The sequence below is a fragment of the Microbacterium sp. Soil_C_42 genome, assembly GCF_057656735.1.
Genome location: NZ_JBDGJU010000032.1, coordinates 1 through 23,956, shown reverse-complemented (window position 1 = coordinate 23,956; position 23,956 = coordinate 1). Strand labels below are relative to the sequence as shown.

Sequence of the window (23,956 nt, the reverse complement as noted above, 5' to 3'; positions counted from 1 at the left end):
GGTCTTCTTTTTCGTACGGGACTCCGCCCCACGACGAAAGACGATGCACATGTCCGGGCCCGATTCCCCGTCCCTTCCCGACCTCGCTGCGAGCGGTCTCCCGTTCGCGCTCATCGCGCGTGACGACCGCACCGTCGAGGTGCTGACCGGCGACGTTGTCGACGTCGACCTCCTTGCCGACATCCCGCTGACGGGAGCGTCGGGCGCGCCGAACGAGGTGCTCGCCCTGGTCCCGTTCCGTCAGGTGCGCGAGCGCGGGTTCGAGTGCCACGACGACGGTGCGCCGCTGCGGTGCCTCATCGTGCGGAACCGCGCCGCGCTGCGCCGCGACGAGGCCCTCGCACAGCTGCCGACCGCCGCGGTCCCCCTCGAGGACCCCGGTTTCGACATCGCCGACGAGGACTACGCCGAGATCGTGCGGCGCGTGATCGCCGACGAGATCGGTCGCGGCGAGGGCGCCAACTTCGTCATCCGTCGCGACTTCACCGCGGGCGTGTCGACGGATGCCGCCACCGCAGCCCTGACGTGGTTCCGGGCTCTTCTCGAGCACGAGCGGGGTGCGTACTGGACCTTCGCGGTCGTCACCCCCGGCCATGTCGCGGTGGGCGCGAGCCCCGAGGCGCACGTGAGCGCACGTGACGGTGTGGTGACGATGAACCCGATCTCCGGCACGTTCCGCCACCCGGCGGGAGGGGCGACCCCCGAGACGCTCAGCGAGTTCCTCCGCTCGACGAAGGAGACCGAGGAGCTCTTCATGGTCGTCGACGAAGAGCTCAAGATGATGAGCGCCGTCTGCTCGGACGGCGGCCGCATCACGGGGCCGCACCTGAAGGAGATGTCGCGGCTGACGCACACCGAGTACGTGCTGCGGGGCCGCAGCAAACTCGACCCGCGCGACATCCTGCGCGAGACGATGTTCGCGCCGACGGTGACCGGCTCGCCGATGCAGAACGCGTGCACGGTGATCACGCGTCACGAGACGACCCCGCGCGGCTACTACTCGGGCGTCGCGGCGCTCTTCACGCCGCGCGTGCTTCGACAGGCCCAGCAACCGGGAGGGGCGGGCGAGGCGACCCACGACCTCGACGCACCGATCCTCATCCGCACCGCCTACCTGCAGGACGGCCGGCTGCGCGTGCCGGTCGGGGCCACGCTCGTGCGCCACTCCGACCCGTACGGCGAGGTCGGCGAGACCCACGGCAAGGCCGCCGGCGTGCTGGGCGCGATCGGCGCCGTTCCGCGCGACGCCGAGGCCGAGTCCGCGGCCGCGCGCCGCGAGGTCATCGACGAGGACGCCCCGGCAGCGGCTCCCCGACGCCTCGCCGACGACGCCGCGATCGCCGAGCTGCTGGCGTCACGCAACGGCCGCCTCGCCGAGTTCTGGCTCAACCCGCAGGGCTCGGGCGAACCCGGACCCTTCGCGGGGCGCTCGGCGCTCGTCGTCGACGCCGAGGACCGCTTCACCACGATGCTCGCCCACCAGCTGCGCCACCTCGGGCTCGAGGTCGAGATCTCGCCGTGGAGCGAGGTCACCGACGGGCAGATCGGTGCCGCGGAGCTCCTCGTGACCGGCCCGGGGCCGGGTGACCCTCGCGACGCGTCGAGCCCCCGCATCCGTCGCATGCGCGAGATCGTGGCGCGTCGCCGCGCCGCCGGCCGGCCGCTCCTCGCGGTGTGCCTGAGCCACCAGATCCTCGCCGACACGCTCGGCATCGACCTCGCCCCGCTCGACGCGCCGCACCAGGGCCTGCAGAAGTCGGTCGACGTGTTCGGCATGCCGGCATCGATCGGCTTCTACAACACCTTCACCGCACACGTCCCCGCCGGAACGACGCGTGTGGGCGAAGCGGAGGTCGCGGCCGACGCTTCAGGTGACGTGTACGCGCTGCGTGGCCCCGGATTCGCGTCCGTGCAGGGGCACCTCGAGTCGATCCTGTCGCGCGACGGCATGACGACGCTCCAGCGCCTGGTCGAACAGGCTCTCGCGCCCGTCCCCGCCTGACGACTGCCACACATCGGCCCGGCCACCGGGTTTGGGGCGCATTTCCTCCGTTGGGGCGCACATTCCGCGCCCCGACGAACAACGCGCGCCCCAAACTCCGAGCCGAGCGACGGATGCTGCGGCTCAACGACCGCGGGCCGAGCCGGTGCGGGCGGCGAGCAGGCGGCGCTCGGCTTCGTTGGCGGTGAGCTCGAGGGCGCGGAGGTCCGCGGCGAGCGCCTCGTCGTCGTGTCCGAGGTCGCGCAGCAGTGACGCCCGCACGGCGTGCCACAGATGCGATCGTGCGAGCGGCGCTTCGAGCGCGTCGACCTCGGCGAGCGCGACGGCCGCGCCGTCGACCCGTGCGAGCGCGACCGCGCGGTTGAGCCGCGCCACCGGCGACCGGTCGTACGCGAGCAGCATGTCGTAGAGCGTCAGCACCTGGAGCCAGTCGGTGGACGCCGCATCGGCGGCATCCGCGTGACATGCCGCGATCGCCGCGTGCAGCTGCCAGCGTCCGGGCCGCCGCAGGCGTGCCGCCCGCCCGAGAGCGTCGCGCGCGCCGGCGAGCAGCGTCGCATCCCACCGTGTCCGGTCCTGTTCCGCGAGCAGCACGAGCTCGCCGTCGACCGACCGCGCCGATTCGCGGGCCCGGTGGAACCACAGCAGCGACAGCAGTCCCCACGCCTCTGCGGCGCGAGGAAGCGCCTCGGCGACCACCCGTCGCGTCCTTTCGTCAGTGGAACCGTTGCATCCCTACAGCGAACGGACAAGACCGATTTCGACACGACCGACCAGGATTCTTCGCGGCCGGTGCGCGGGGCGTCAGAAGAGCGTGACGGGGTTGAAGAGGTCGGCGAGGATGAGGATGCCGCCCATCACGAGCAGCGCCACGAACACGGCGAAGGTGAGCGGCACGAGCTTGGTCGCGTCCACCGGCTTCGGCGGCGGACGACGGAAGAGCTTCGCCCACACCCGTTTGATGCCCTCCCACAGGGCCACCGCGATGTGGCCGCCGTCCAGCGGCAGCAGCGGGATCAGGTTGAAGACGAACAGGGCGATGTTCAGCGACGCGAGCAGCGACAGGAACCCCGCGACACGGTTGAGCACGGGCGAGTCGGCGGCGGCGACCTCGCCGGAGAGGCGGCTCGCGCCCACGATGCTGAGCGGGCCGTTCGGGTCGCGCTCCTGGCCGGTGACGAGGTCGACCCCGGTCTGCCACACCTTGACGGGCAGCTGCCAGATGATCCCCGCGACCGCGCCGACGTTCTGCACGGCCATCTGCGGCCCGGCCCAGATCGGCTGCTGCACGTACTCGACGGTGGGGCCGATGCCCACGAACCCGACCTCCTGGGTGGTGGTCGTGCCGTCGGCGGCCGTCACCTCGGTCTGGATCGTGGCGGGGGTGATCTGCAGCGCCTGCTCGCTGCCGTCGCGTTCGACGACGAAGGTCAGCTGCTCGCCGGGCGACGACCGGATGATGGCGGATGCCTCGGCGAAGTCCGCGACCGGCTCCCCGTCGATCGACACGATGACGTCGCCGGGCTGGATGCCGGCGGCCTCGGCCGGAGCCGCGGGAGACGCGTCGGTGCACTCGGTCGAGCTCGTCGTGGGGACGCACTCCGACAGGCGCGCGACCTCGGTGGTCGCCGTCTGCACACCGATCCCGGTGAGCAGGATCGAGAACAGCACGATCGCGAAGAAGAAGTTCATCAGCGGACCGCCGAGCATCACGACGATGCGCTTGTGGATCGGGAGGCGATAGAAGACGTGCGTGTCGTCGTCGCCGTGCAGCGTCTCGTCGTTCGCGTCCCGGGCGTCCTGCACCATGGCGGCGAAGAAGCCCCCGGCGGCCCGGCCGTCGCGTCTCGCCGCCTGCGGCGAGGGCGGGTACATTCCGGCCATCGAAATGTAGCCGCCGAGCGGGATCGCCTTGAACCCGTACTCGGTGCCCCGCCACCGCTTCGACCACAGCGTCGGGCCGAACCCGATCATGTACTGCCCGACGCGCACACCGAATTTCTTGGCGGGCCAGAGGTGGCCGAGCTCGTGCAGCGCGATCGACACCGCGAGGCCCACGACCATGAGGGCGACACCGATGACGAACGCGACGATCTCCACACGCTCACGGTACCCGCGCCAGCCTTTGAGTTGGGTGTGACGGCTGCCCGCTGCGGGCGGGCGCAGGGCGCCTCGCTCCTCCCGTAGGCTCGACGCGAGGAGGAGCCGTGACCCCACGCCACGTGCGCGCGCTGCGCGGCACCGCTGCCGCGTGGGTCGCGACCGTCGTCGCCGCCACGGCGCACACCCTCGGCGGAGGCGGTGCACCGTCTGCCGCCTTCGTCGCGGCGGTCGGCATCCTCACCGCTCCCCTCGCGGTCGCCCTCATCGGCCGGCGGCTCGCCGCGTGGCGCGTCGGCGCCACGGTCCTCGCGAGCCAGGGTCTGTTCCACGTCGCGTTCGCCGTGACCGCCGACGCCGATCCCGCCGCGCTTCACGGGCACCACGTGACGCACCTCGGCGGCGACCTCAGCGCCGTCGTCCTCCCCGACGCCCCCATGTTCGCCGCGCACGTGCTCGCGGCGATCGCGACCGTCGCCGCGCTGTACGGCGGGGAACGGATGCTGCGCGCCCTGGGCCGCGGCATCCGTTCGCTCTTCTCGCGCGCCCGCGCGATCGCGCCACGGCCGACGATGCCGCGGTTTGTGCCTGCATCTGCCGGCGCTGCGGCCGTCGCGCCACGGATCGTCCTGTCCGACGTCTCGCGGCGCGGCCCTCCCGCACTCGTCTGAGCGGCGCCGCGCGCCGCATCGTCGCCGGCCCGCGCCCGATGCGCGCGCCGGAACCCTCTCGCGCGTCCGGCTCCCGCCGGTGCGCCCCGATCGGCGATCCCGCCGACGGCTCGGACGAAAGACGACAGCACAGCCATGACCGATTCCATCTCCCGTTCCTCCCGCACCCGCCGCGTCGTGATCGGCGTCACCGCCGGCCTCGCGCTCGCGATCGGCGCGCCGCTCGCCGCATCCGCCCACGTCCACGTCACTCCCGAGACGGCGGCGGCGGGCGGCACCGAGACGCTCACGTTCTCGTTCTCGCACGGCTGCGACGGCTCCCCTACGACGGCCCTCGCGGTCGACATCCCCGCGGGCGTCGGCAACGCGACGCCCGTCGTGCAGGGCGGCTGGACCATCACGCGCGAAGTCGGCGCCGACGGCGTGCCGACCCGCGTCGTGTACACCGCCGACACCCCGGTCGAGGACGGGTTCGCAGCCGCCGTCTCGATGGACGTGCTCTTCACCGAGGGCACGGCCGGCACGACCCTCGCGTTCCCGGTGACGCAGACATGTGCTGAGGGCGAGACCGCCTGGACCCAGATCGCCGAGGACGGCGAGGACCCGCACGACCTCGACGCACCCGCGCCGCTGGTCGCGGTGGGCGCCGCGGCGGACGACGCGGACGCCGGGCACGGTGACGCCGACGGTTCCGGCCACGCGGCGGACGACGTGGCCGCCGCGGATGCCGGGGCCGCAGCATCCGTCCCCTCCGCCGACCCGGTCGCCCGCTGGCTGGCCGCCGGCGGACTCGCCGCCGGGATCGCGGCGCTGGTGGTCGTGCTGGTGCGCGGACGCCGCAGGGCCTGATACGAGGCCCCCGCCGGTCGTCGGGCGAGCGCACCCACGCCGCTCGGCGACCGGCCCCCATGCGAAGATGGATGCGCCATGCCGACCGACGCGCCTTCGAACCTGCCCCCGGTACTGCGCCCCGACGCGCCGCCGACACACTCGCTCGCAGACCTCGCGGCACGCTTCGCGGTCGACGTCCGCGGCGACGTCGCCGACGCCACGCTGACGGGCCTCACCCTCGCGACCGCCGACCTGCGCCCCGGCGACGTGTTCGTCGCTGTGCAGGGCGTCAACCGCCACGGAGCCGAGTTCTCCGCCACGGCCGCCGAGAAGGGCGCCGTCGCGGTGGTGACGGATGCTGCCGGAGCCGACGCCGCGGCCGCGAGCGGGCTGCCCGTGGTGCTGGTCGAGAACCCTCGAGCGGTGCTGGGCGAGCTGTCGGCCTGGGTCTACAGAACGGGCCGCGACGACGACCTTCCCACGCTGTTCGGCACGACCGGCACCAATGGCAAGACGAGCGTCTCGCACCTGCTCGAGGGCATCCTCGGGCAGCTCGGCGTGACGACCGGGCTGTCGTCGACCGCCGAGCGCCACATCGCCGGGCAGGTCATCGTGTCGCGCCTCACGACGCCCGAGGCGTACGAGATGCACGCACTGCTCGCGCTCATGCGCGAGCGCGGCGTGGAAGCGGTCGCCGTCGAGGTGAGCGCGCAGGCCCTCAGCCGCCGCCGTGTCGACGGCATCGTGTTCGACGTCGCCGGCTTCACGAACCTCACGCACGACCACCTCGACGACTACGCCGACATGCGCGAGTACTTCGAGGCGAAGCTGCCGTTGTTCCGTGCCGACCGCGCGCGTCGCGCCGTCGTCTGCGTCGACTCGGAGCCCGGGGCCGAGGTCGTGGCGCGCAGCGAGGTGCCGACGGTCACCGTGGGCACCCCCGCCCTCGCGTCGGACCCGGATGCCGCGGCCGCCGCCGACTGGGTGGTCGAGATCCTCGACGAGCGCCAGGTCGGCACCGAGTTCCGCCTCACCGCCCGCGACGGGCGCACCCTGACCACGCTCGTCCCCGTGATCGGCCGGCACATGGCCGCCAACGCCGGGCTCGCGATCGTGATGATCCACGAGGGCGGCTACACCTGGGAGCGCCTGGTGGAGGCCCTCGACGGCGGCCGGATCGATGCCTACCTCCCCGGCCGCACCGAGCTCGTCTCGGGCGAGACCGGACCCGCGGTGTACGTCGACTTCGGCCACTCCCCCGACGCCTTCGAGAAGACGCTCTCGGCGGTGCGCCGCGTCACGCCGGGCAAGGTCGTCATGCTGTTCGGCGCCGACGGCGACCGCGACGCCACCAAGCGCCACGACATGGGCCGCACGGGCGTCGAGGGCAGCGACATCCTCGTCATCACCGACCACCACCCTCGTCACGAGGACCCGGACTCGATCCGCGCGACCCTGGTCGAGGGAGCGCGTCGCGCGCAGCCGGATGCCGAGATCCACGAGTTCTCGCCACCCGAGCGCGCGATCATCGAGGCCGTCGCGCTCGTCGGCGACGGCGACGCGATCCTGTGGGCCGGCCCCGGTCACCAGGATTACCGTGACATCCGCGGTGTCCGCACGCCCTACTCGGCGCGCGAGCTCGCCCGCCGCGCGCTGCGCGAGGCCGGCTGGCCCGTGCCCGAGCCGCACTGGCCGGTGCCGTACCCGGAGCACGAGACCCCGGCATCCGACCCCCTGCGTCCGGTCTATCCGCAGGGCTGAGCACCTCGCCGGGGCTGCCCCGACGTTCTCGCCGCCCTCCTCAATTGAGGACGTTGCCGCTCCCCTCCTCAACTGAGGACCTTCCTGCTGCCCTCCTCAACCGAGGACGCTCTCGCTGCCCTCCTCAACTGAGGACGGTTGCCGAGATGCGGAGGCATCCTTCGGCCGCGGTCCGCATCTCGGCAATGCTCCTCAAATGAGGTCGGGAGCGGGACCTCGGGTGAGGGAGCGGCCACGGCCGGAGAAGATCGGCGCGACAGGCTGCGCAATCAGGATGCTGCGGCGATGACCTTGTCGGCCTTGCGGCGTGCCCAGTCCTCGGCGTCGGCGAGAGCGTCTCGGGTGAGGGCGTCAGGGGCGTCGTGCTTGTCGACCACGCTCTCGATCACATCGATGATGCCCAGGAAGCTCAGGCGTCCTTCGTGGAACGCGTCGACCGCCTGTTCGTTGGCGGCGTTGAACACGGCAGGGTATGTGCCGCCGGCCCGGCCGACCTGTTTCGCCAGGCGCACGGCGGGGAAGGCGGCGTCGTCGAGCGGCTCGAAGGTCCACGAGGTCGCGGTGGTCCAGTCGAGCGGCCGGCCGACACCGGCGACGCGGTTGGGCCAGTCGAGCCCGAGCGAGATCGGCAGGCGCATGTCGGGCGGCGAGGCCTGCGCGATCGTCGAACCGTCGACGAACTCGACCATCGAGTGCACGATCGATTGCGGATGCACGACGACGTCGATCTCGGAGTAGGGCACGGCGAACAGCAGGTGCGCCTCGATGACCTCGAGGCCCTTGTTGACGAGGGTCGCCGAGTTGGTCGTCACGACGCGGCCCATGTCCCATGTCGGATGCGCAAGGGCCTCGGCCGGGGTCACGTCCTCGAGCGAAGCGCGGCTGCGGCCCCGGAAGGGACCCCCGGATGCCGTCAGCACGAGCCGGCGCACTTCGCTGCGCTCCCCCGACCGCAACGCCTGTGCGATGGCGGAGTGCTCCGAGTCGACCGGGACGATCTGCCCGGGGCGTGCGAGCGCCGTGACGAGGTCGCCGCCCACGATGAGCGATTCCTTGTTCGCGAGGGCGAGCGTGCGCCCGGTCTCGAGTGCGGCGAGGGTCGGACCGAGGCCGACGGAGCCGGTGATGCCGTTGAGCACGACATCCGCGTCGACATCGCGCACGAGCTGCTCGGCCTCGACGGCCCCGAGCGCGGTGCTCTCGACGCCGAACTCGGTCGCCTGCGCCTCGAGCGTCTCGCGGTCGGATCCCGCAGCGAGACCCACCACCTCGAACCGCCGGGGGTTGGCCCGCACGACGTCGAGCGCCTGCGTACCGATGGAACCGGTCGAGCCGAGGATGAGGACGCGCCGCATCCGGCCAGCCTATCGCCGGGCCGGATGCGGTCGCCTCGGGTTACTGCTGGGCGGCGGCGCGCTGCACGCCGAGGATGTCGACGACGAAGATGAGGGGCGAGTTGGCGGGGATCGATCCCTGCGCGGTGTCGCCATACCCCTCGGACGCCGGAATCACCGCGATCACCTGCGAGCCGACGGGCTGCCCCTCGAGCGCCTTCTGGAACCCCTGCACGACGCCGGTGGTCTGGAACTGGGCGGGCGCGCCGCGCTGCCAGCTGGAGTCGAAGACCGTGCCGTCGGGGAGGATTCCGGTGTACTGCACGAAGACGTTGTCGCCCGACTCGACCGTCGCGCCGTCGCCCTTCTTGAGGACCGCGATCTGCGTGGTGTCAGGTGCGGTGAAGTCGTCGGCGACGGTGATCGTGGGCTCGCCGTTCTCGGCGAGCTCGACCTCGGGCATGCCCGCGACAGGGTCCTGGTCCTCACCGGTGGCAGCAGTCGGCAGCTCGTCGACGGACTGCGCGACCACGACGACGTTGGACGCGCCTTCGCCGAGCATCGAGCCCGGGATGGTGAACGCAGTGGAGGAGCCGAGCGGCGTGCACAGCACGGCACTTCCCACGATGCTGCTGGCGTCGACGATCAGCGGGACGAGCCCGCTGTCGTCGGCGGACGTCGTCGCTGAGTCCAGCTGGACCTCCCCGCTGGCGGGATCGATGATCTGGTACTGACCGGAGACGAGTTGCCCGACCGCGAGGTCGTCGCCGTCGCCTGCCGTCACCACGGTGCGCTGAAGGTCGGCGAACTCGAGATCCGTGGGCACGTCGGCTGTGAGCTCGGGAGCCGTGCCCGAAACGGTGACCGCGTCGGAGTCGGCACCCTTCTGGGGGTCGAGACCGCACTCGGACGAAGCGGTCGACGTCGGCGTCGGAGTGGCGTTCGGATCGGCCGACCCGGTGCACCCGGCGAGCAGGAGAGTCGCCGCGGCGACGACGGACAGGGCGGCGAACGGGCGAATGCGCACGGAACAACCTCTAGTCAGGGGAAGGGAAGCCTCCATCCTTCCGCATCTTCCCTCTGTTCGCGCTGGGAAACGGCATGCCGATACTGGAATGCAATCGGGAGTACCCTCTACGGGTGACTTCCGACCTCGTGCCCGGCGCCGAAGACACCGCCGACGAGACGGCGGAAGAACCCGAACCCTCCGCCGCTCCGGCGCGTCGCATGGGCTTCACGTATGCGCTGGGGCGCAGCATCCTGACTCCCCTGGCCCGAGTCGTCTACCGTCCGCGGATCGAGGGCAAGGCCAACGTCCCCAAATCCGGCCCGGTGATCTTCGCGAGCAACCATCTGTCGTTCATCGACTCGATCGCGATCCCGGTGGCGGCACCGCGCCCCGTGCACTTCCTGGCGAAATCGACCTACTTCGACAAGCCGGCGTCGCGGTGGTTCTTCACGTCGATCGGCGCGATCCCGGTGCAGCGCGGCGCCGGGCAGGCCGCGCTCGATGCGCTCGACCAGCAACGCGCCCTGCTCGACGAGGGCAAGGCTGTGGCGCTCTACCCGGAGGGCACCCGCTCGCTCGACGGCCGCCTCTACAAGGGCCGCACCGGCGTCGCGTTCCTCGCGCTGCAGTCAGGCGCCCGCGTGGTGCCGGTGGGACTCATCGGCACCGACAAGGTCATGCCGGTGGGGGCCAAGAAGCCGTCGTTCCAGCACCGCATCACGGTCAAGTTCGGCGAGCCGCTCGACCTCGCTCATCACGGCCCGGCCTCCTCGGGCAAGGCACGCCGTCTCGCGACGGATGAGATCATGGCCGCGATCCACGCCCTGTCGGGCCAGGAGCTCGCGAACGCCTACAACGAGGTCCCCGCGCACAATCCGATCGAACGCATCAAGCAGGTCCTCCCCCACGAGCGCCGCTGAGGGCGTTTCGACTCGCAAGCTCGCTCAACGACCGGGGAATGCAGGCCCGCTCAACGGCCGGCGGGCGCGACCAGGATCGTGGGTTCGTGGCGCACCGGGAAGTTCACGGAGTTCGCGATGAAGCACCACTCGTTCGCCTGCGCATGCGCGGCGGCCGCGGCATCCGTCATCGACGCGTTTGCGACGGTCACCCGTGGGCGCAGCACGACCTCGCGGAACGCGCCGCCGCCGCGGCCGTCCTCGACCATGAGACCGGATGCCTCGTCCTCGTAGCCCACGACCACCACGCCCGCCTGCACGCACGCGTGGAGGTAGGACAGCAGGTGGCACTCGCTGAGCGACGCCAGCAGCAGGTCCTCGGGGTTCCAGCGCGACGGGTCTCCGCGGAAGGGCTTGTCGGAAGAAGCGAGCAGCGCCGGCTTGCCGTCGATCTCGATGGTCGTCGCCCGATCGTAGTCCCGGTAGCCCGACGTGCCGGTGCCGCGGTCACCGGTCCACGTCGTCCGGACGGAGTATCGATGCTCGCCCCACATGAGCACAGTCTGTCATGCGGGCGGACAGCCCCTCCGGCGGTAGGCTGTCGGGGTGCCGCAGACCTTCGCCGCGACCGACGCCGTCGAGCTCGCCGTCGTCGAACGCAGCGGCTTCGTCGAGTCGCGCCACGCCGGCATCGCCATCGTGCTCGCCGCCGACGGCACCATCGCCGAGAAGCTCGGAGATCCTTCGGCGCTGATCCTCCCCCGCTCCAGCCTCAAGCCGCTGCAGGCGCTCGCTTGCCTCTCGACAGGCGTGCCCCTCGAGGGCGAGCGACTGGGGCTCGCGACCGCGAGCCACTCCGGCACCGACCGCCACGTCGCGGTGGTCCGCGACATCCTGTCCCTCGCCGAACTCGGCGAGGACGCACTGGGATGCCCCGCAGCATGGCCCGGAGACACGGCGACGCGCGACGAGCTGGTGCGTGAACTCGGACAGCCGTCGCGCATCCGGATGAACTGCTCCGGCAAGCACGCCGCGATGCTCCTCACCAGCGTCCTGAACGGGTGGGATCCCGAGAGCTACCTCGCGCCGGATCATCCCGTGCAGATCCTCGTCCGCGAGACCGTCGAACGCCTCATCGGCGAGAAGGTCGCCGCGACTGCCATCGACGGCTGCGGCGCTCCCGTCTACGCGATGACCCTGTTCGGTCTCGCGCGCGCGATCCATCGGATCGGCAACTCGTCGAAGACGTCCCCCTTCGCTCTGCACCGCAGCGCGGGCGCGCTCGTCGAAGCAGTTCGCGCCGACCCGTGGACGATCGACGGTCCTGGCCGCGCCGACACGGTCGCCATCGAGCGGCTGGGCGTGTTCGCCAAGGGCGGCGCCGAGGGCGTCATGGTGATGGTCGCCCCGAACGGCACGACGGTCGCTCTCAAGATGCTCGACGGCAGCGGCCGCGCCGCGACCGCCGTCGCGATGCGCCTGCTCGAGCGGCACGGCGCGCTGGCGTCGGCGGATGTCGCCGACACGATGTCGAGGCTTCCGCTGGCCGTCACCGGCGGCGGACAGGATGTCGGGGCCATCCGCCCCGCCTTCTAGAGGCGCTCCCACGAGGAGCCCGAGCGCTCCAACGGCGGAGCGGAAAGGATCACACGATGCGGATCAGCGTCCCCACCGAGGTGAAGAACAACGAGTATCGGGTCGCCCTCACACCTGCGGGCGTGCACGACCTGGTCGCCGCCGGCCATGAGGTCTTCGTGCAGCGCGGCGCGGGCGCGGGCTCGTCGATGCCGGATGCCGAGTACGAGGACGCAGGGGCGGTGCTCCTCGACGATGCCGCCGAGGTGTGGGCGCGCGCCGAGCTGCTCCTCAAGGTCAAGGAGCCGATCGCGAGCGAGTACGGCTACTTCCGCGACGACCTGGTGCTGTTCACCTACCTGCACCTCGCGGCCGACCGTCCGCTCACCGATCGCCTCGTCGCCGACGGCGTGACCGCGATCGCCTATGAGACCGTCCAGCTGGCCGGTGGCGGGCTCCCGCTGCTCGCGCCCATGAGCGAGGTCGCCGGGCGTCTCGCCCCGACGGTCGGCGCCGCGACCCTGATGCGCTCCGCCGGAGGCCTCGGCCTGCTCATGTCGGGGGTGCCGGGCACGCGGCCGGCCACGGTCACCGTCATCGGCGGCGGCGTCGCCGGCGCCAATGCCGCGGTGATCGCGGTGGGGATGGGCGCCGACGTCACCGTGTTCGACACCAACGTGCAGCGTCTTCGCTACCTCGACGACCACTTCCAGGGGCGGGTCAAGACCGCCGCGTCGAACCCGCTCGACCTCGATCGGGCGGTCACCGCGTCGGATCTCGTCATCGGCTCGGTGCTCATCCCTGGCGCGAAGGCGCCGAAGCTCGTGACCAACGACATGGTCTCGCGCATGCGGCCGGGCTCCGTGCTCGTCGACATCGCCGTCGACCAGGGCGGCTGCTTCGAGGACACGCACCCCACCACGCACGCGGACCCGACCTTCCCGGTGCACGGCAGCATCTTCTACTGCGTGGCGAACATGCCGGGCGCGGTGCCCAACACGTCGACCTCGGCGCTCACCAACGCCACCCTCCCCTACATCCGCCAGATCGCGCGTCGCGGGTGGAAAGAAGCCCTCCGAGCGGATGCCGCGCTCGCGGCCGGTCTCAACACCGTCGGCGGCCGCGTGGTCAACGCGGGCGTGGCGACGGCGCACGGCATCGAACTCGCGCCGCTGGACGCCGCCCTGGTCTGACGGGGGTCCCGGCTTCAGAAGCCCCGGATCCTTCGGGATCCGGGGCTCTCAGCATCCCTGCGCGTCAGCGTGCGGGAGGCGCCCCGCCACGCGCGACGACCGGGTCAGACGCTCAGACGAGCCCGCCGTCGATCGACCGGGCGAAGTCCGCCGGGTCCTCGGGAACGAGCACGGGGGTGTCGCGGTTGAGGCTCTCGCCCCGGAAGAACGCCTTCGCGCGGGGGAAGAGGGACCACAGGACCATGAGCAGCACGCCGAACACGAGCGAGCCGATGCCCAGGACGAACGTGCCGCCGATGCCCAGCAGGACGGTGTACCCGTAATCCACGTCGTACATGTCGATGGCCGACTGCACGAACGCGTACGTCAGCATGAGGGACCCCAGCAGCGGGAAGAGGAACCGGTAGAAGAAGTTCCTCGCGCTGTCGAACAGCTCCCGCCGGAAGTACCACACGCAGGCGTAGCCGGTGATCGCGTAGTAGAAGGCGATCGCGAGCCCGAGGGACAGGATGGAGTCCTGCAGGATGTTGTCGCTGATCAAGGTCATGCCGACGTAGTAGACGATCGCGACGACACCCATCACGAGCGTCGAGAACGACGGCGTCTTGTATCGCGGGTGCACCGTCGCGAACCGTCGGGGCAGCGCCTTGTAGGCGGCCATCGACAGCGTGCCGCGAGCCGTGGGCAGGATCGTGGTCTGCGTCGACGAGATCGCCGAGATCATCACCGCGACCACCAGCACCCAGCCCAGCGGTCCGAGCAGGCCGTCCTTGATCGCGAGGAAGAAGTCATCCGCGTTCGCCTCGTTGCCGAGGCCCGTCCCCGTCTCCCCGAGACCGGCGTACATCATCGCTGCCACTGTCACGCCGACGTAGGTGAAGAGCAGGATGACCGTCGTCAGCAGAGCCGCACGGCCCGGGATGCGCTTGGGGTCCTTGGTCTCCTCGTTGAGGGCGAGGCACGTGTCCCAGCCCCAGTAGATGAAGAGCGCGAGCAGCACGGCCTCGACGAACCCGCTCCACTCGGTGAACGCGAACGGGTTGAACCACGACCAGTCGAACGGCGTCGGGTCCGGCGCGGTGCCGGCGAAGAACTGCCAGAGCGCGGCCACCACGAAGATCGCGAGGGCGAGGTACTGGATCGCCAGCAGCACGTTCTGGATGCGCTCGCCGATCTCGACGCCTCGCCAGCTCACCCAGGTCATCGCCGCGATGAACACCACACCCGTCGCCGTGACGAGCGGGACGTTGTCGGCGAAGAGTGCATCCTCGGGATTTCCCACGATGCCGTCCACAAGCGCCCAGAAGTAGATGCCGGCGATCTGCGCGAGGTTCGCCAGCACGACCATGCCGGCGACGGCGACGCCCCACCCTCCCATCCAGCCGACCCAGGGTCCGAAGGCTTTGGTGCCCCACGTGAAGGTGGTGCCGCAGTCGGGGACGTCGTTGTTGAGCTCGCGATAGGCGAAGGCGATGAAGAGCATCGGGATGAACGCGATGACGAACGCGATGGGCGCCTGCGCCCCGACCGCCAGCACGACGAACCCGAGGGTCGCCACCAGGGAGTAGACGGGCGCGGTCGACGCGAGGCCGATAACGGTGGAACCCCACAGTCCCAGCGTGCCCGCGGCGAGTCCCTTGCCTTCGGGGCGGTGCAGATCGATCGGGGATGTAACCACAGGCCGACGCTATGGCGTGCGAGAAGCACCGGTCAAGGCATCTGCCTGACGGTCAGGCCGGACATGTCACGAAGGGAGGACAATGCGGACGGGATCCGCTCCGGCCGAGATGAGCCACGCCCGCCCGGCACCGGGCTCGCAGTACGGCGGTGCACCGCGGAAGCCCGTGAGGACGCGAAGTTCTGATGCGCACGACGCGTCGATCACGAGGTCGTGGTCGCCGCGCACATCTGCGAGGAGGCGCCACTGCCGCTGCCAATCGTCGGGCTCCCCCACGACGACCACGCGCCCCGTGGCCACGGCAGCCGGCTCCGCCACGTAGGCCTCGACGCCCAGCACGCGCACCCCGTGCTCCTCCCAGGCGGCGAGTGCGCGTCGACCGGCCGGCGAGCGCCGAGCCACGACTCCGGTGAGCGCGGCGGCGGGGATCCAGGGAGTCTCGGGCTCGAACGCCTCTCGAGACGCGGAGGGCGCCATTGGGAGCTGGAGCGTCCGTCCGTCGAGTCGCCCTCGCCCGGAGGGCGCGGCAGGGTCGAACGTCGAGGGATCGCCCCCGGCAGAGGCGTGATCGACGCGCGTGGCGTACGGCAGCATGAGCCGACGCGGGAAGAGTTCGGCGATGCGCGACACGGGACCGGTGAGCCGGTGCGCTCCCACCACCATGAGCACGCCGGCATCAGCGGCCCGGCGCACGAGGGCTTCGATCCGCTCCACGACGGTCTGCGCGTACTCGGGCGGCAGCCGCGGCGCGATCCCGTCGAGATCATCGACGAGCACTGCCGAGCCGCGGCGCGGCAGCTCCTCGTGCAGTGCGGCGACGGCATCCCAGAGCCGCTCGGGATGGGCCGGCAGGCGCACCGCGGCCCCGCGCAACTGGGCTTCGACGAGGTCGAGCGCATTCGACACCCCGGACGCCGGCCCTCCGAGCACCAGCAGCCCACGGTCGGACGCACCCAGGAACGCGACCGGCTGCCGCTGGTGCTCGGGCTCGTCGGCCAGCCCGAGAAGCACGGCGCCCGCGGGAGGTGCGTCCCGCTCCGCTGCCGAGCGACCCACGAGATCGTCGAGGGTCAGCAGCCTCGGCAGCTCCGGCAGCCAGGGCCGACGGGGCGCTCGGTGCCCGACGTTGCCCGCGGCCGCCGCGACGTCGGCGGGGCCGGACAGCGCGATCCGCAGCTGCTCCGGACTTCCATCGCCGGCGCGACGGACGAACGCCGCCCCGCGGCCCGAGAGCCCGCCGGGCAGACGCGCGGCATCCTCCGTGCCCAGCAGCGCGCGACTGTCGGCCGCGTCGGTCACGCGCAGGCTGATCCGCAGCGGGCAGTTCGCCAGCAGGTTGTCGCGGATCACCCCCGCCGCTCGCTGGGTGCCGAGGATGAGGTGGATCCCGAGGGCCCTGCCGCGGGCCGCGAGATCCGCGAACAGGCCGTGCAGCTCGGGATGATCGCCCAGGAGGGCCGCGAACTCGTCGACCACCACGACGAGCCGCGGCAGCCGTACCCGCGGGTCGCCGATGTCACGGGCGCCGGCCGCGGCGATCGCCGCCTCTCGCCGGCGGAGCTCGGCCCGCAGGCTCTCGATGGCGCGGCGGGCGCCCGAACCGTCGAGGTCGGTGATGACCCCGGTGACATGGGGAACCCCGGCGAGGCCGTCGAACGCCGTGCCGCCCTTGAAGTCCGCCAGCAGGAAGGTCACCTCATCTGAGGAGCGGGTGGCGCAGAGCGCGAGGATCCACGTGATCAGCAGTTCGCTCTTGCCGGCCCCGGTGACTCCCGCGACCACCGCGTGAGGTCCGTCGGCGACGAGGTCGACCAGCACCGGCTCGCCGCGGCTCGCCCCGATGACCGCAGGGAGCCCGCCAGCCGCGGTGGCCGGCACGGCGGCCAGCAGCGGCGACAGGGCGATCGGCTCCGGCGCCCCGCGCCGCAGTCCCAGGCTGTGGTCGGCGCGAGTGGAGAGATCGGCGGCGATCTCCTCCGCCTGCCCCCGGGCCACCGCCTCGACGCGCACCGGGATGACCTCGCCGGCGTGCTCGAGACGCGCGACGCCGGGCGAGGAGATCGTGAGCACCGCCTGGCACCTCGGTGGCAGTGGTTCGCCTGGTCGTCCGCGCGCGATGACGAGGTCGGCGTCCGCGGGGACCACTTCACCGGGACCGACGACGGCCAGCTGTGATGCGCCCCGGCCGTCGCGGTGCGGCAGCGCCTCCATCCAGTCGAGACCGCGCCCGAGCGGCGGCAGGACATGCAGCTCGTCCGGCGCGAAGGCGAGGCACGCCTGCAGAACCAGCGCGCGCTGGACGGCGGCGGCCAGTGTCTCACCGCCCACGACCACCACGCCGGCGGCGAGGGGAAGCGTCACCGGCGCCCCCACGACGCGGGCCGCGCGGCGACGCAGCTGCGCAGCATCCGGATCTCCGTCTCCTCCTGTCACGCGGACGACGCTCGCGCGCTCGCCCTCGCCGACCACGAGGCACGCATCGCGGCCGCCGCGCCAGATCTCGCCTTCACGGGTGACGAGGCGCGCGACATCGGGATGCCGTGCCCACAGCTGCGCCCGCTCGCTCTCGTGACGCGCCGTCACGGCCGCGGCGACCGCGTCGCGGGCGCGCATCGCGTCGGCTGCGGCGCGCCGCCCCTCGCGGCGGGCGGCGCGGCGTGCGTCGAGCATGGTCGCCGCCGCGATCAGCGGGCCGAGGAGCGCGAACCAGAGGGAGAAGAGGGAGCCGGTGACGAGCCAGAGCGCGACGGCACCGACCACGGGAACGATCGCGGCCACGAGCGGCAGCGGGGGGCGCGGCGGAGGACTCCACGCCGCAGGCAGGGTGAGCGGCTCATCGTCAAGGACGCCACCGGTCGCGAAAGTAGAAGGAACGCTCGAGCGCATGCGCCCAGTCCAGCGTGAGCAGGATCGACCCGGATCCCGGCCAGCCGGATCTGTGGATCGCGGCGGTCAGTCCTCGTCTGTGGAGGAGTCGTCGTCGGCCGGGCGCCCCACATCGAGCACGATGACGGTGATGTTGTCACGGCCGCCGTTCTCGAGCGCCGCCTCGAGCATGGCGGATGCCGCGTCGCCCGCGTCGGCGTTCTCCTCGAGGAAGTGGCGGATGCCGTAGTCGGTGAGCTCCTTCGTCAGCCCGTCGGAGCAGATGACGAAGCGGTCGCCGTCGAGAGCGTCCAGCCGCACGTAGTCGGGCGTGACACCTTCGCTCGGCCCCACAGCGCGGGTGATGACGTTGCCGTAGGGGTGGTTCTCGGCCTCTTCGGGGCTCAGTCGTCCTGCGGCGACGAGTTCCTGCACGACCGAGTGATCGGTGGTGATCTGCACGATCGCGCCATCGCGCACGAGGTATACCCGCGAGTCGCCGATGTTCAGCGTGACCCAGTGGGCGGCGTCCCCCGATGTGTCGAGGAACACGCCGGTCACCGTGGTGCCCGTGCCGTCGTCCGTGGCCTCGGGGTGCGACGCGATGTCCTTGACGGCGCGCGCGAGCGCCTTCTCGATGGTCTTGGGCGTCACCGTGCCGCTGTCGGCGACGGCGCGGAGTCGCTCGATCGCGCTCGCGCTGGCGATCTCACCGCCGACATGCCCACCCATGCCGTCGGCGACGACGAACAGCGGATACGCCGCGAACATCGCATCCTGGTTCACCTCGCGACGGCGTCCGGTGTCGGTCACGGCCGCCCAGGAGAGCTCGAGCACGCCACCGGGAACCGGGACGGCGAGAGACTGGGTGGAAACTTCGGGCACGCCCTGTCCTCCCCGTCGGAATACGCCGGAACCCTTCGCCCTGCGTCCTCACATACTAGTGGGTTACTCGACGGCGTCTTCGGACTCGGCGAGCGCTTCGACCACGATCCGGGCAGTCGTAGGCGGCGCCGACAGCGGCACGGTCGGCACCTCGAGCGCCTCTTCCTCCTCGGCCGCGCCCTCGAACTGCGCGTTGTAGAGGCGCCAGTACGCGCCCTTCTGCGCGAGCAGCGCGTTATGCGACCCCTGCTCGACGATCGCGCCGTTCTCCATCACGAGGATGAGATCGGCGTCCCGGATCGTCGACAGCCGGTGGGCGATCACGAACGCCGTCCGGTCCTCGCGCAGCCGCGACATCGCCCGCTGGATGAGCAGCTCGGTGCGGGTGTCCACCGACGACGTCGCCTCGTCCAGGATGAGGATGCGCGGATCGGCGAGGAACGCCCGGGCGATCGTCACGAGCTGACGCTCGCCCACGCTCAGGTTGGTGGCCTCGTCGTCGAGCATCGTGTCGTAGCCGTCGGGCAGCGCGTGCACGAAGCGGTCGACGTAGGCCGCCGTCGCCGCGGCGACGATCTCCTCCTCGGCCGCCTCCGGTCGCCCGTACGCGATGTTCTCGCGGATGGTGCCCGCGAACAGCCAGGTGTCCTGCAGCACCATCCCGGTGCGCGCGCGGAGGTCGTCGCGCGTCATGCGCCGGGTGTCGACGCCGTCCAGCACGATGCGGCCCGAGTCGACGTCGTAGAACCGCATGATGAGGTTCACAAGGGTCGTCTTGCCGGCGCCGGTGGGCCCGACGATCGCGACCGTGCTGCCGGGCCGCGCTGCCAGCGTCAGCGAGTCGATCAGCGGCTTGTCCGGCGTGTACCGGAATGAGACGTGCTCGAACTCCAGCCTGCTCGCCGATTCCGGCGCGGTCTCGGCCGGGTCGTCGTCGGGCGTCTGCTCCTCCTCGTCGAGCAGTTCGAACACCCGCTCGGCGCTGGCGACGCCGGACTGTAGCAGGTTCGCCATCGACCCGAGCTGACTGAGCGGCTGGGTGAACTGGCGGGAGTACTGGATGAACGCCTGCACGTCGCCGATGGACATGAGCCCGGCCGCCACCTGGAGTCCGCCGACGACGGCGATCGCCACGTACACGAGGTTGCCGATGAACATCATCGAGGGCATGATCACGCCCGACAGGAACTGCGCCCCGAAGCTCGACCGGTACAGCTCCTCGTTCTCGGCGCGGAAGTCCGCCTCGACCTCCTTCTGGTGGCCGAACACCTTCACGACCGAGTGGCCGGAGAACGTCTCCTCCACCCGGGCGTTGAGCACGCCGGTCGTCTTCCACTGCTGCACGAAGAGTTTCTGCGAGCGCTTGGCCACGAGCACGGTGATGAGGATCGTCAGCGGGATGGTGACGAGGGCGATGACCGCCAGCAGCGGCGAGATGATGAACATCATCGTGAGCACGCCGATCACGGTCAGCAGGGAGATGACGACCTGCGACAGGGTCTGCTGCATGGTCTGCCCGATGTTGTCGACGTCGTTCGTGACGCGGCTGAGCAGCTCGCCGCGCTGCACGCGGTCGAAGTACGACAACGGCAGGCGGTGCACCTTGTCTTCGACCTGCAGACGCAGCCGGTGCATCGCGCGCTGCACCACCCCATTCAGGATGCGCGCCTGCAGCCAGCCGAAGAGGCTCGAGAACACGTAGACGAGCAGCACCAGCGTCAGGATCCGCGAGAGCTGATCGAAGTCGATGCCCGCTCCCGGCACGAACTCCATCGCGGCGACCATGTTCGCCTGGTCCTGATTGCCCGACGCCACGAGCTGGTCGACGACCTGCTGCTTCGTCGCGCCCGCCGGGACCTGCAGCGAGATGAAGCCCGCGAACACCACGTTCGTGCCCTCGCCGAGCAGCTTCGGGCCGATCACCGAGAGCGTGACCGACAGGATGCTGAACACGAGCACCACGCCGAGCCGCGGCATGTCCGAGCGCAGGGTCGCGAGCAGGCGCTTCGCGCTCGGACCGAAGTTCTGCGCCTTCTCGCCGCCCGTCGCCTGGCCCATGGGGCCGCGGCCGATCGGCATGCGCTGCGGCGCCCGCCCCGGCCCGCTCATGCCGCCGCCTCCGCCGCGAGCTGCGATTCCACGATCTCGCGGTACGTCTCGTTGGCTTCGACGAGCTCGTCGTGTGTGCCGATCCCGACGATGCGCCCGTGATCGAGCACGAGGATCTGGTCGGCATGCTGGATCGTCGAGACGCGCTGGGCGACGACGAGCCGGGTCGCGTCGGGCAGGTGGGTATCGAGCGCGCGGCGCAGCGCCGCATCCGTCCTCAGATCCAGTGCCGAGAACGAGTCGTCGAAGATGTACGACTCGGGGCGTTTCACGAGCGCCCGCGCGATCGCGAGGCGCTGGCGCTGCCCGCCCGACACGTTCGTGCCGCCCTGGGCGATCGGCGCCTCGAGCCCCTCGGGCATCGCACGGACGAAGTCGGACGCCTGCGCGAGCTCGAGCGCAGTCCACAGCTGCTCGTCGGTCGCATCGTGGTCGCCGTAGCGCAGGTTCGACGCGATCGTGCCCGAGAACAGGAAGGCGCGCTGCGGGACGAGCCCGACGCGCGTCCAGAGCTCGTCAGGGTCATAGTCGCGCACGTCGATGCCGTCGACGCGGACGCTGCCCCCGGTCACGTCGAACAGGCGCGGCACGAGGCTGACGAGCGTCGTCTTGCCCGAGCCGGTCGAGCCGATCACCGCCGTCGTCGTGCCGGGCTCGACCGTGAAGGTCAGGTCGTGCAGCACGGCCTCCTCGGCGCCGGGGTACGCGAAGTCGACGTGGTCGAACTCGATGCGGCCGGTCGGGGCGGGAGCCGACGCCGCGGTCTCGGGCGCCGACACCGACGGATCGGTCTCGAGCACCTCGCCGATGCGGTTCGCGCAGACCGCGGCGCGGGGGATCATCACGAACATGAAGGTCGCCATCATGACGCCCATGAGGATCTGCATCAGGTAGGTGAGAAACGCGAACAGCGTGCCGATCTGGACGCCGTTGTTCTGCACCTGGAACGCGCCGAACCAGATGACTGCGACGCTCGAGACGTTCATGACCAGCATGACCGCCGGGAACATGAGGGCCATCAGGTTGCCGGCACGCAGACCCGTCGCCTTCACATCGTCGCTGGCGGCCGCGAAGCGGGCGCGCTCCTCACGCTCGCGCACGAACGCCCGCACGACCCGGATGCCGCTCAGCTGCTCGCGCATGATCTGGTTCACGCGGTCGATGCGCTTCTGCATCTGCGTGAACGCCGGCACCATGCGCCACACGATGAGCCCGACGATGATGAGCAGCACCGGGATCGCCACCGCCATCAGCCACGACAGGCCGACGTCCTGGCTGACGGCCATGATCACGCCGCCGATCGCGAGCATCGGCGCCGAGATCATGAGCGTCGCCGACACCTGCACCAGCATCTGCACCTGCTGCACGTCGTTGGTGTTGCGGGTGATGAGCGACGGGGCGCCGAACTGACCGACCTCCCGCTGCGAGAACGCGACCACGCGATGGAACAGGTCGCCGCGCAGGTCGCGGCCCATGCCCATCGCCAGGCGCGATCCGAAGTACACCGCGACGATCGCGCACACCACCTGCACGAGACTCACGATCAGCATCACGCCGCCGGTCGACCAGATGTACGGGATGTCGCCGGTGACGACGCCGTTGTCGATGATGTCGGCGTTCAGCGTCGGCAGCCACAGCGACGCGATCGACTGCGCCAGCTGGAAGACGACCACCGCGACGATGAGCGGCCACGCGGGACTCAGATACCGCACCAGGAGCTTGCCGAGCACGACGATCCTTTCCGGCGCGCGGAGTCACCCGCTCACGCGGACCGCGCACGGATAGCGACGCTACGCCTGCGCGCGTTTCGCCGACAGCCCGGCGCCTACGCCGTCGGCGAACTCGTCCGACGCGGTGCGCCGAGTCGTCAGGCGGCCGCCTCAGGCGGCGCGAACAGCGCGTCGATCGCCGCGAGGTCCGCGGCCGTCGGCGTCCACGCCGAAGCCGCCGCGGCGTTGGCGCGGACCTGCTCGGGAGTGGTCGCACCCGCGATGACGCTCGACAGCGCCGGACGCGACAGCAGCCACCCGAAGGTCGCCTCGAGCATCGTGATGCCCCGCTCGTCGCAGAACGCCTGATACCCCTCGAGCGCCTCCCAGGGCGCGTCGTCGTAGATGTGGCGACGCTGGCGGATGATCCGCGTGTCGGCCGGCGCGGCATCCCGCGTGAACTTCCCGGTCAGCAGCCCGTTGTGGAGCGGGAAGTACGGGAAGAAGCCGAGACCGTAGCGCTCGACTGCCGGCAGCACGTCCCTCTCGGCTCCGCGCGCCAGCAGGCTGTACTCGTTCTGCGCCGAGACGAAGGGCACGCCCTGGCGCATGAGCGCGGTGAAATGGCCCTCCGCGACCTGCCAGCCCGAGAAGTTCGTGTGCCCGATGTAGCGCACCTTGCCCTCGCGGACGAGGTCGCCGAGCGCATCGAGCGTCTCCTCCATCGGCGTGTCGTCGTCGGGGACGTGCAGCTGGTACAGGTCGATCCACTCGGTCTTCAGGCGGGTGAGGGATGCCTCGACCGCGCGCCGGATGTACGACCGCGAGCCCTTCGCACCCGACGGCGGGTAGCCCATGTCGCGGCCGGGATGCCCGAACTTGGTCGCCAGGACGACCTGGTCGCGCCGGCCCTCGAGCGCCTCCCCCATCAACGTCTCGGACTGCCCTGGATCGCCGCCGTACATGTCGGCGGTGTCGAGGAACGTCACGCCGGCGTCGATCGCAGCGTCGAGCACCTCCCGCGTGCCGTCGAGCGTCTCGGTGCGGGTGCCGGGGCGACCGAAGTTGTTGCAGCCGAGGCCGACGGCGGAGACGAGCAGGCCGGACGCGCCGACCCGGCGCAGGGGAACAGTCGAGGTCATGCGTCCACGTTATCCCCGGATGCCGATGCCTCCGCCCGGGGTGAGACGACAGCCCCTCGCCATCGGGCGAGGGGCTGTCGATGCGGTTACGGCTTGGGCGCGTCGGGCGCCGGCGGCTCGGTCGTGGGCGGCTCGGCCGGGGGCGGCGGCGTCACCGGCGGCTGCCCGGCCGGAGGCTCGGTCGTCGGCGGCG

The 23,956-nt window shown here is 71.3% G+C and carries 18 protein-coding genes; 7 read left to right on the top strand and 11 right to left on the bottom strand.

The window, feature by feature from the left end:
- Positions 1–49 precede the first annotated feature (49 nt).
- The gene (locus tag AC3A46_RS15695) at positions 50–2,002 is read left to right on the top strand and encodes an anthranilate synthase family protein (RefSeq protein WP_487666036.1); all 1,953 of its coding nucleotides are present in this window, start codon (positions 50–52) and stop codon (positions 2,000–2,002) included.
- Positions 2,003–2,125: 123 nt separating this feature from the next.
- On the opposite strand, the gene AC3A46_RS15690 is transcribed toward AC3A46_RS15695, so the two are convergent.
- Together AC3A46_RS15690 and AC3A46_RS15685 are read right to left on the bottom strand one after the other, a co-directional pair.
- Positions 2,126–2,701, bottom strand: coding sequence for a DUF6596 domain-containing protein (locus tag AC3A46_RS15690; protein WP_487666035.1), 576 nt, complete (start codon positions 2,699–2,701; stop codon positions 2,126–2,128).
- A 105-nt stretch (positions 2,702–2,806) separates the two neighbouring features.
- Positions 2,807–4,102, bottom strand: a complete 1,296-nt coding sequence (locus AC3A46_RS15685) for a M50 family metallopeptidase (RefSeq protein WP_487666034.1) — start codon at positions 4,100–4,102, stop codon at positions 2,807–2,809.
- A 107-nt stretch (positions 4,103–4,209) separates the two neighbouring features.
- Here AC3A46_RS15685 and AC3A46_RS15680 point away from each other — a divergent pair, with 107 nt between their 5' ends.
- The 3 genes from AC3A46_RS15680 to AC3A46_RS15670 all read left to right on the top strand — a co-directional run bounded on the left by AC3A46_RS15680 (position 4,210) and on the right by AC3A46_RS15670 (position 7,365).
- Complete coding sequence (locus AC3A46_RS15680; protein WP_487666033.1) at positions 4,210–4,773, top strand: hypothetical protein; 564 nt, start codon at positions 4,210–4,212, stop codon at positions 4,771–4,773.
- Positions 4,774–4,908: 135 nt separating this feature from the next.
- Positions 4,909–5,622: a YcnI family copper-binding membrane protein gene (locus AC3A46_RS15675; RefSeq protein WP_487666032.1), complete on the top strand. Its 714-nt coding sequence runs from the start codon at positions 4,909–4,911 to the stop codon at positions 5,620–5,622.
- A gap of 78 nt (positions 5,623–5,700) precedes the next feature.
- Positions 5,701–7,365: a Mur ligase family protein gene (locus tag AC3A46_RS15670; RefSeq protein ID WP_487666031.1), complete on the top strand. Its 1,665-nt coding sequence runs from the start codon at positions 5,701–5,703 to the stop codon at positions 7,363–7,365.
- A 269-nt stretch (positions 7,366–7,634) separates the two neighbouring features.
- Here AC3A46_RS15670 and dxr read toward each other — a convergent pair whose 3' ends face one another.
- Positions 7,635–8,720 carry a 1-deoxy-D-xylulose-5-phosphate reductoisomerase gene (dxr, locus tag AC3A46_RS15665; RefSeq protein WP_487666030.1) on the bottom strand — a complete coding sequence of 362 codons (1,086 nt, stop codon included), beginning with the start codon at positions 8,718–8,720 and terminating at the stop codon, positions 7,635–7,637.
- Between the two features lie 40 nt (positions 8,721–8,760).
- On the bottom strand, positions 8,761–9,726 hold the full coding sequence (locus tag AC3A46_RS15660) for an FKBP-type peptidyl-prolyl cis-trans isomerase (RefSeq protein ID WP_487666029.1): 966 nt from the start codon (positions 9,724–9,726) through the stop codon (positions 8,761–8,763).
- Between the two features lie 200 nt (positions 9,727–9,926).
- On the opposite strand from AC3A46_RS15660, the gene AC3A46_RS15655 reads away from it, so the two are divergent.
- Positions 9,927–10,628, top strand: a complete 702-nt coding sequence (locus AC3A46_RS15655; RefSeq protein ID WP_487666051.1) for a lysophospholipid acyltransferase family protein — start codon at positions 9,927–9,929, stop codon at positions 10,626–10,628.
- A 50-nt stretch (positions 10,629–10,678) separates the two neighbouring features.
- Here the strand turns inward: AC3A46_RS15655 and AC3A46_RS15650 are convergent, their stop codons facing one another.
- Positions 10,679–11,161 (bottom strand): OsmC family protein, encoded by a 483-nt coding sequence (locus tag AC3A46_RS15650; protein ID WP_487666028.1) that lies wholly within the window; start codon positions 11,159–11,161, stop codon positions 10,679–10,681.
- 52 nt (positions 11,162–11,213) lie between these two features.
- On the opposite strand from AC3A46_RS15650, the gene AC3A46_RS15645 reads away from it, so the two are divergent.
- Complete coding sequence (locus AC3A46_RS15645) at positions 11,214–12,203, top strand: asparaginase (RefSeq protein WP_487666027.1); 990 nt, start codon at positions 11,214–11,216, stop codon at positions 12,201–12,203.
- A 56-nt stretch (positions 12,204–12,259) separates the two neighbouring features.
- Positions 12,260–13,375 carry an alanine dehydrogenase gene (ald, locus tag AC3A46_RS15640; RefSeq protein ID WP_487666026.1) on the top strand — a complete coding sequence of 372 codons (1,116 nt, stop codon included), beginning with the start codon at positions 12,260–12,262 and terminating at the stop codon, positions 13,373–13,375.
- A gap of 112 nt (positions 13,376–13,487) precedes the next feature.
- Here ald and AC3A46_RS15635 read toward each other — a convergent pair whose 3' ends face one another.
- The 6 genes from AC3A46_RS15635 to AC3A46_RS15610 all read right to left on the bottom strand — a co-directional run bounded on the left by AC3A46_RS15635 (position 13,488) and on the right by AC3A46_RS15610 (position 23,763).
- A complete protein-coding gene (locus AC3A46_RS15635) occupies positions 13,488–15,053 on the bottom strand; it encodes an APC family permease (protein WP_487666025.1) in 1,566 nt (521 codons plus the stop codon).
- 66 nt (positions 15,054–15,119) lie between these two features.
- The gene (locus AC3A46_RS15630) at positions 15,120–17,831 is read right to left on the bottom strand and encodes an FtsK/SpoIIIE domain-containing protein (protein WP_487666024.1); all 2,712 of its coding nucleotides are present in this window, start codon (positions 17,829–17,831) and stop codon (positions 15,120–15,122) included.
- 174 nt (positions 17,832–18,005) lie between these two features.
- Positions 18,006–18,803: a PP2C family protein-serine/threonine phosphatase gene (locus AC3A46_RS15625; protein WP_487666023.1), complete on the bottom strand. Its 798-nt coding sequence runs from the start codon at positions 18,801–18,803 to the stop codon at positions 18,006–18,008.
- 63 nt (positions 18,804–18,866) lie between these two features.
- Positions 18,867–20,912: an ABC transporter ATP-binding protein gene (locus AC3A46_RS15620; RefSeq protein WP_487666022.1), complete on the bottom strand. Its 2,046-nt coding sequence runs from the start codon at positions 20,910–20,912 to the stop codon at positions 18,867–18,869.
- Entirely contained in the window at positions 20,909–22,642 is a 1,734-nt protein-coding gene (locus AC3A46_RS15615; RefSeq protein WP_487666021.1) for an ABC transporter ATP-binding protein, read from the bottom strand. Before AC3A46_RS15615 ends, AC3A46_RS15620 begins: the two co-directional genes overlap by 4 nt.
- 137 nt (positions 22,643–22,779) lie before the next feature.
- Entirely contained in the window at positions 22,780–23,763 is a 984-nt protein-coding gene (locus tag AC3A46_RS15610; protein WP_487666020.1) for an aldo/keto reductase, read from the bottom strand.
- Positions 23,764–23,956: the final 193 nt, after the last annotated feature.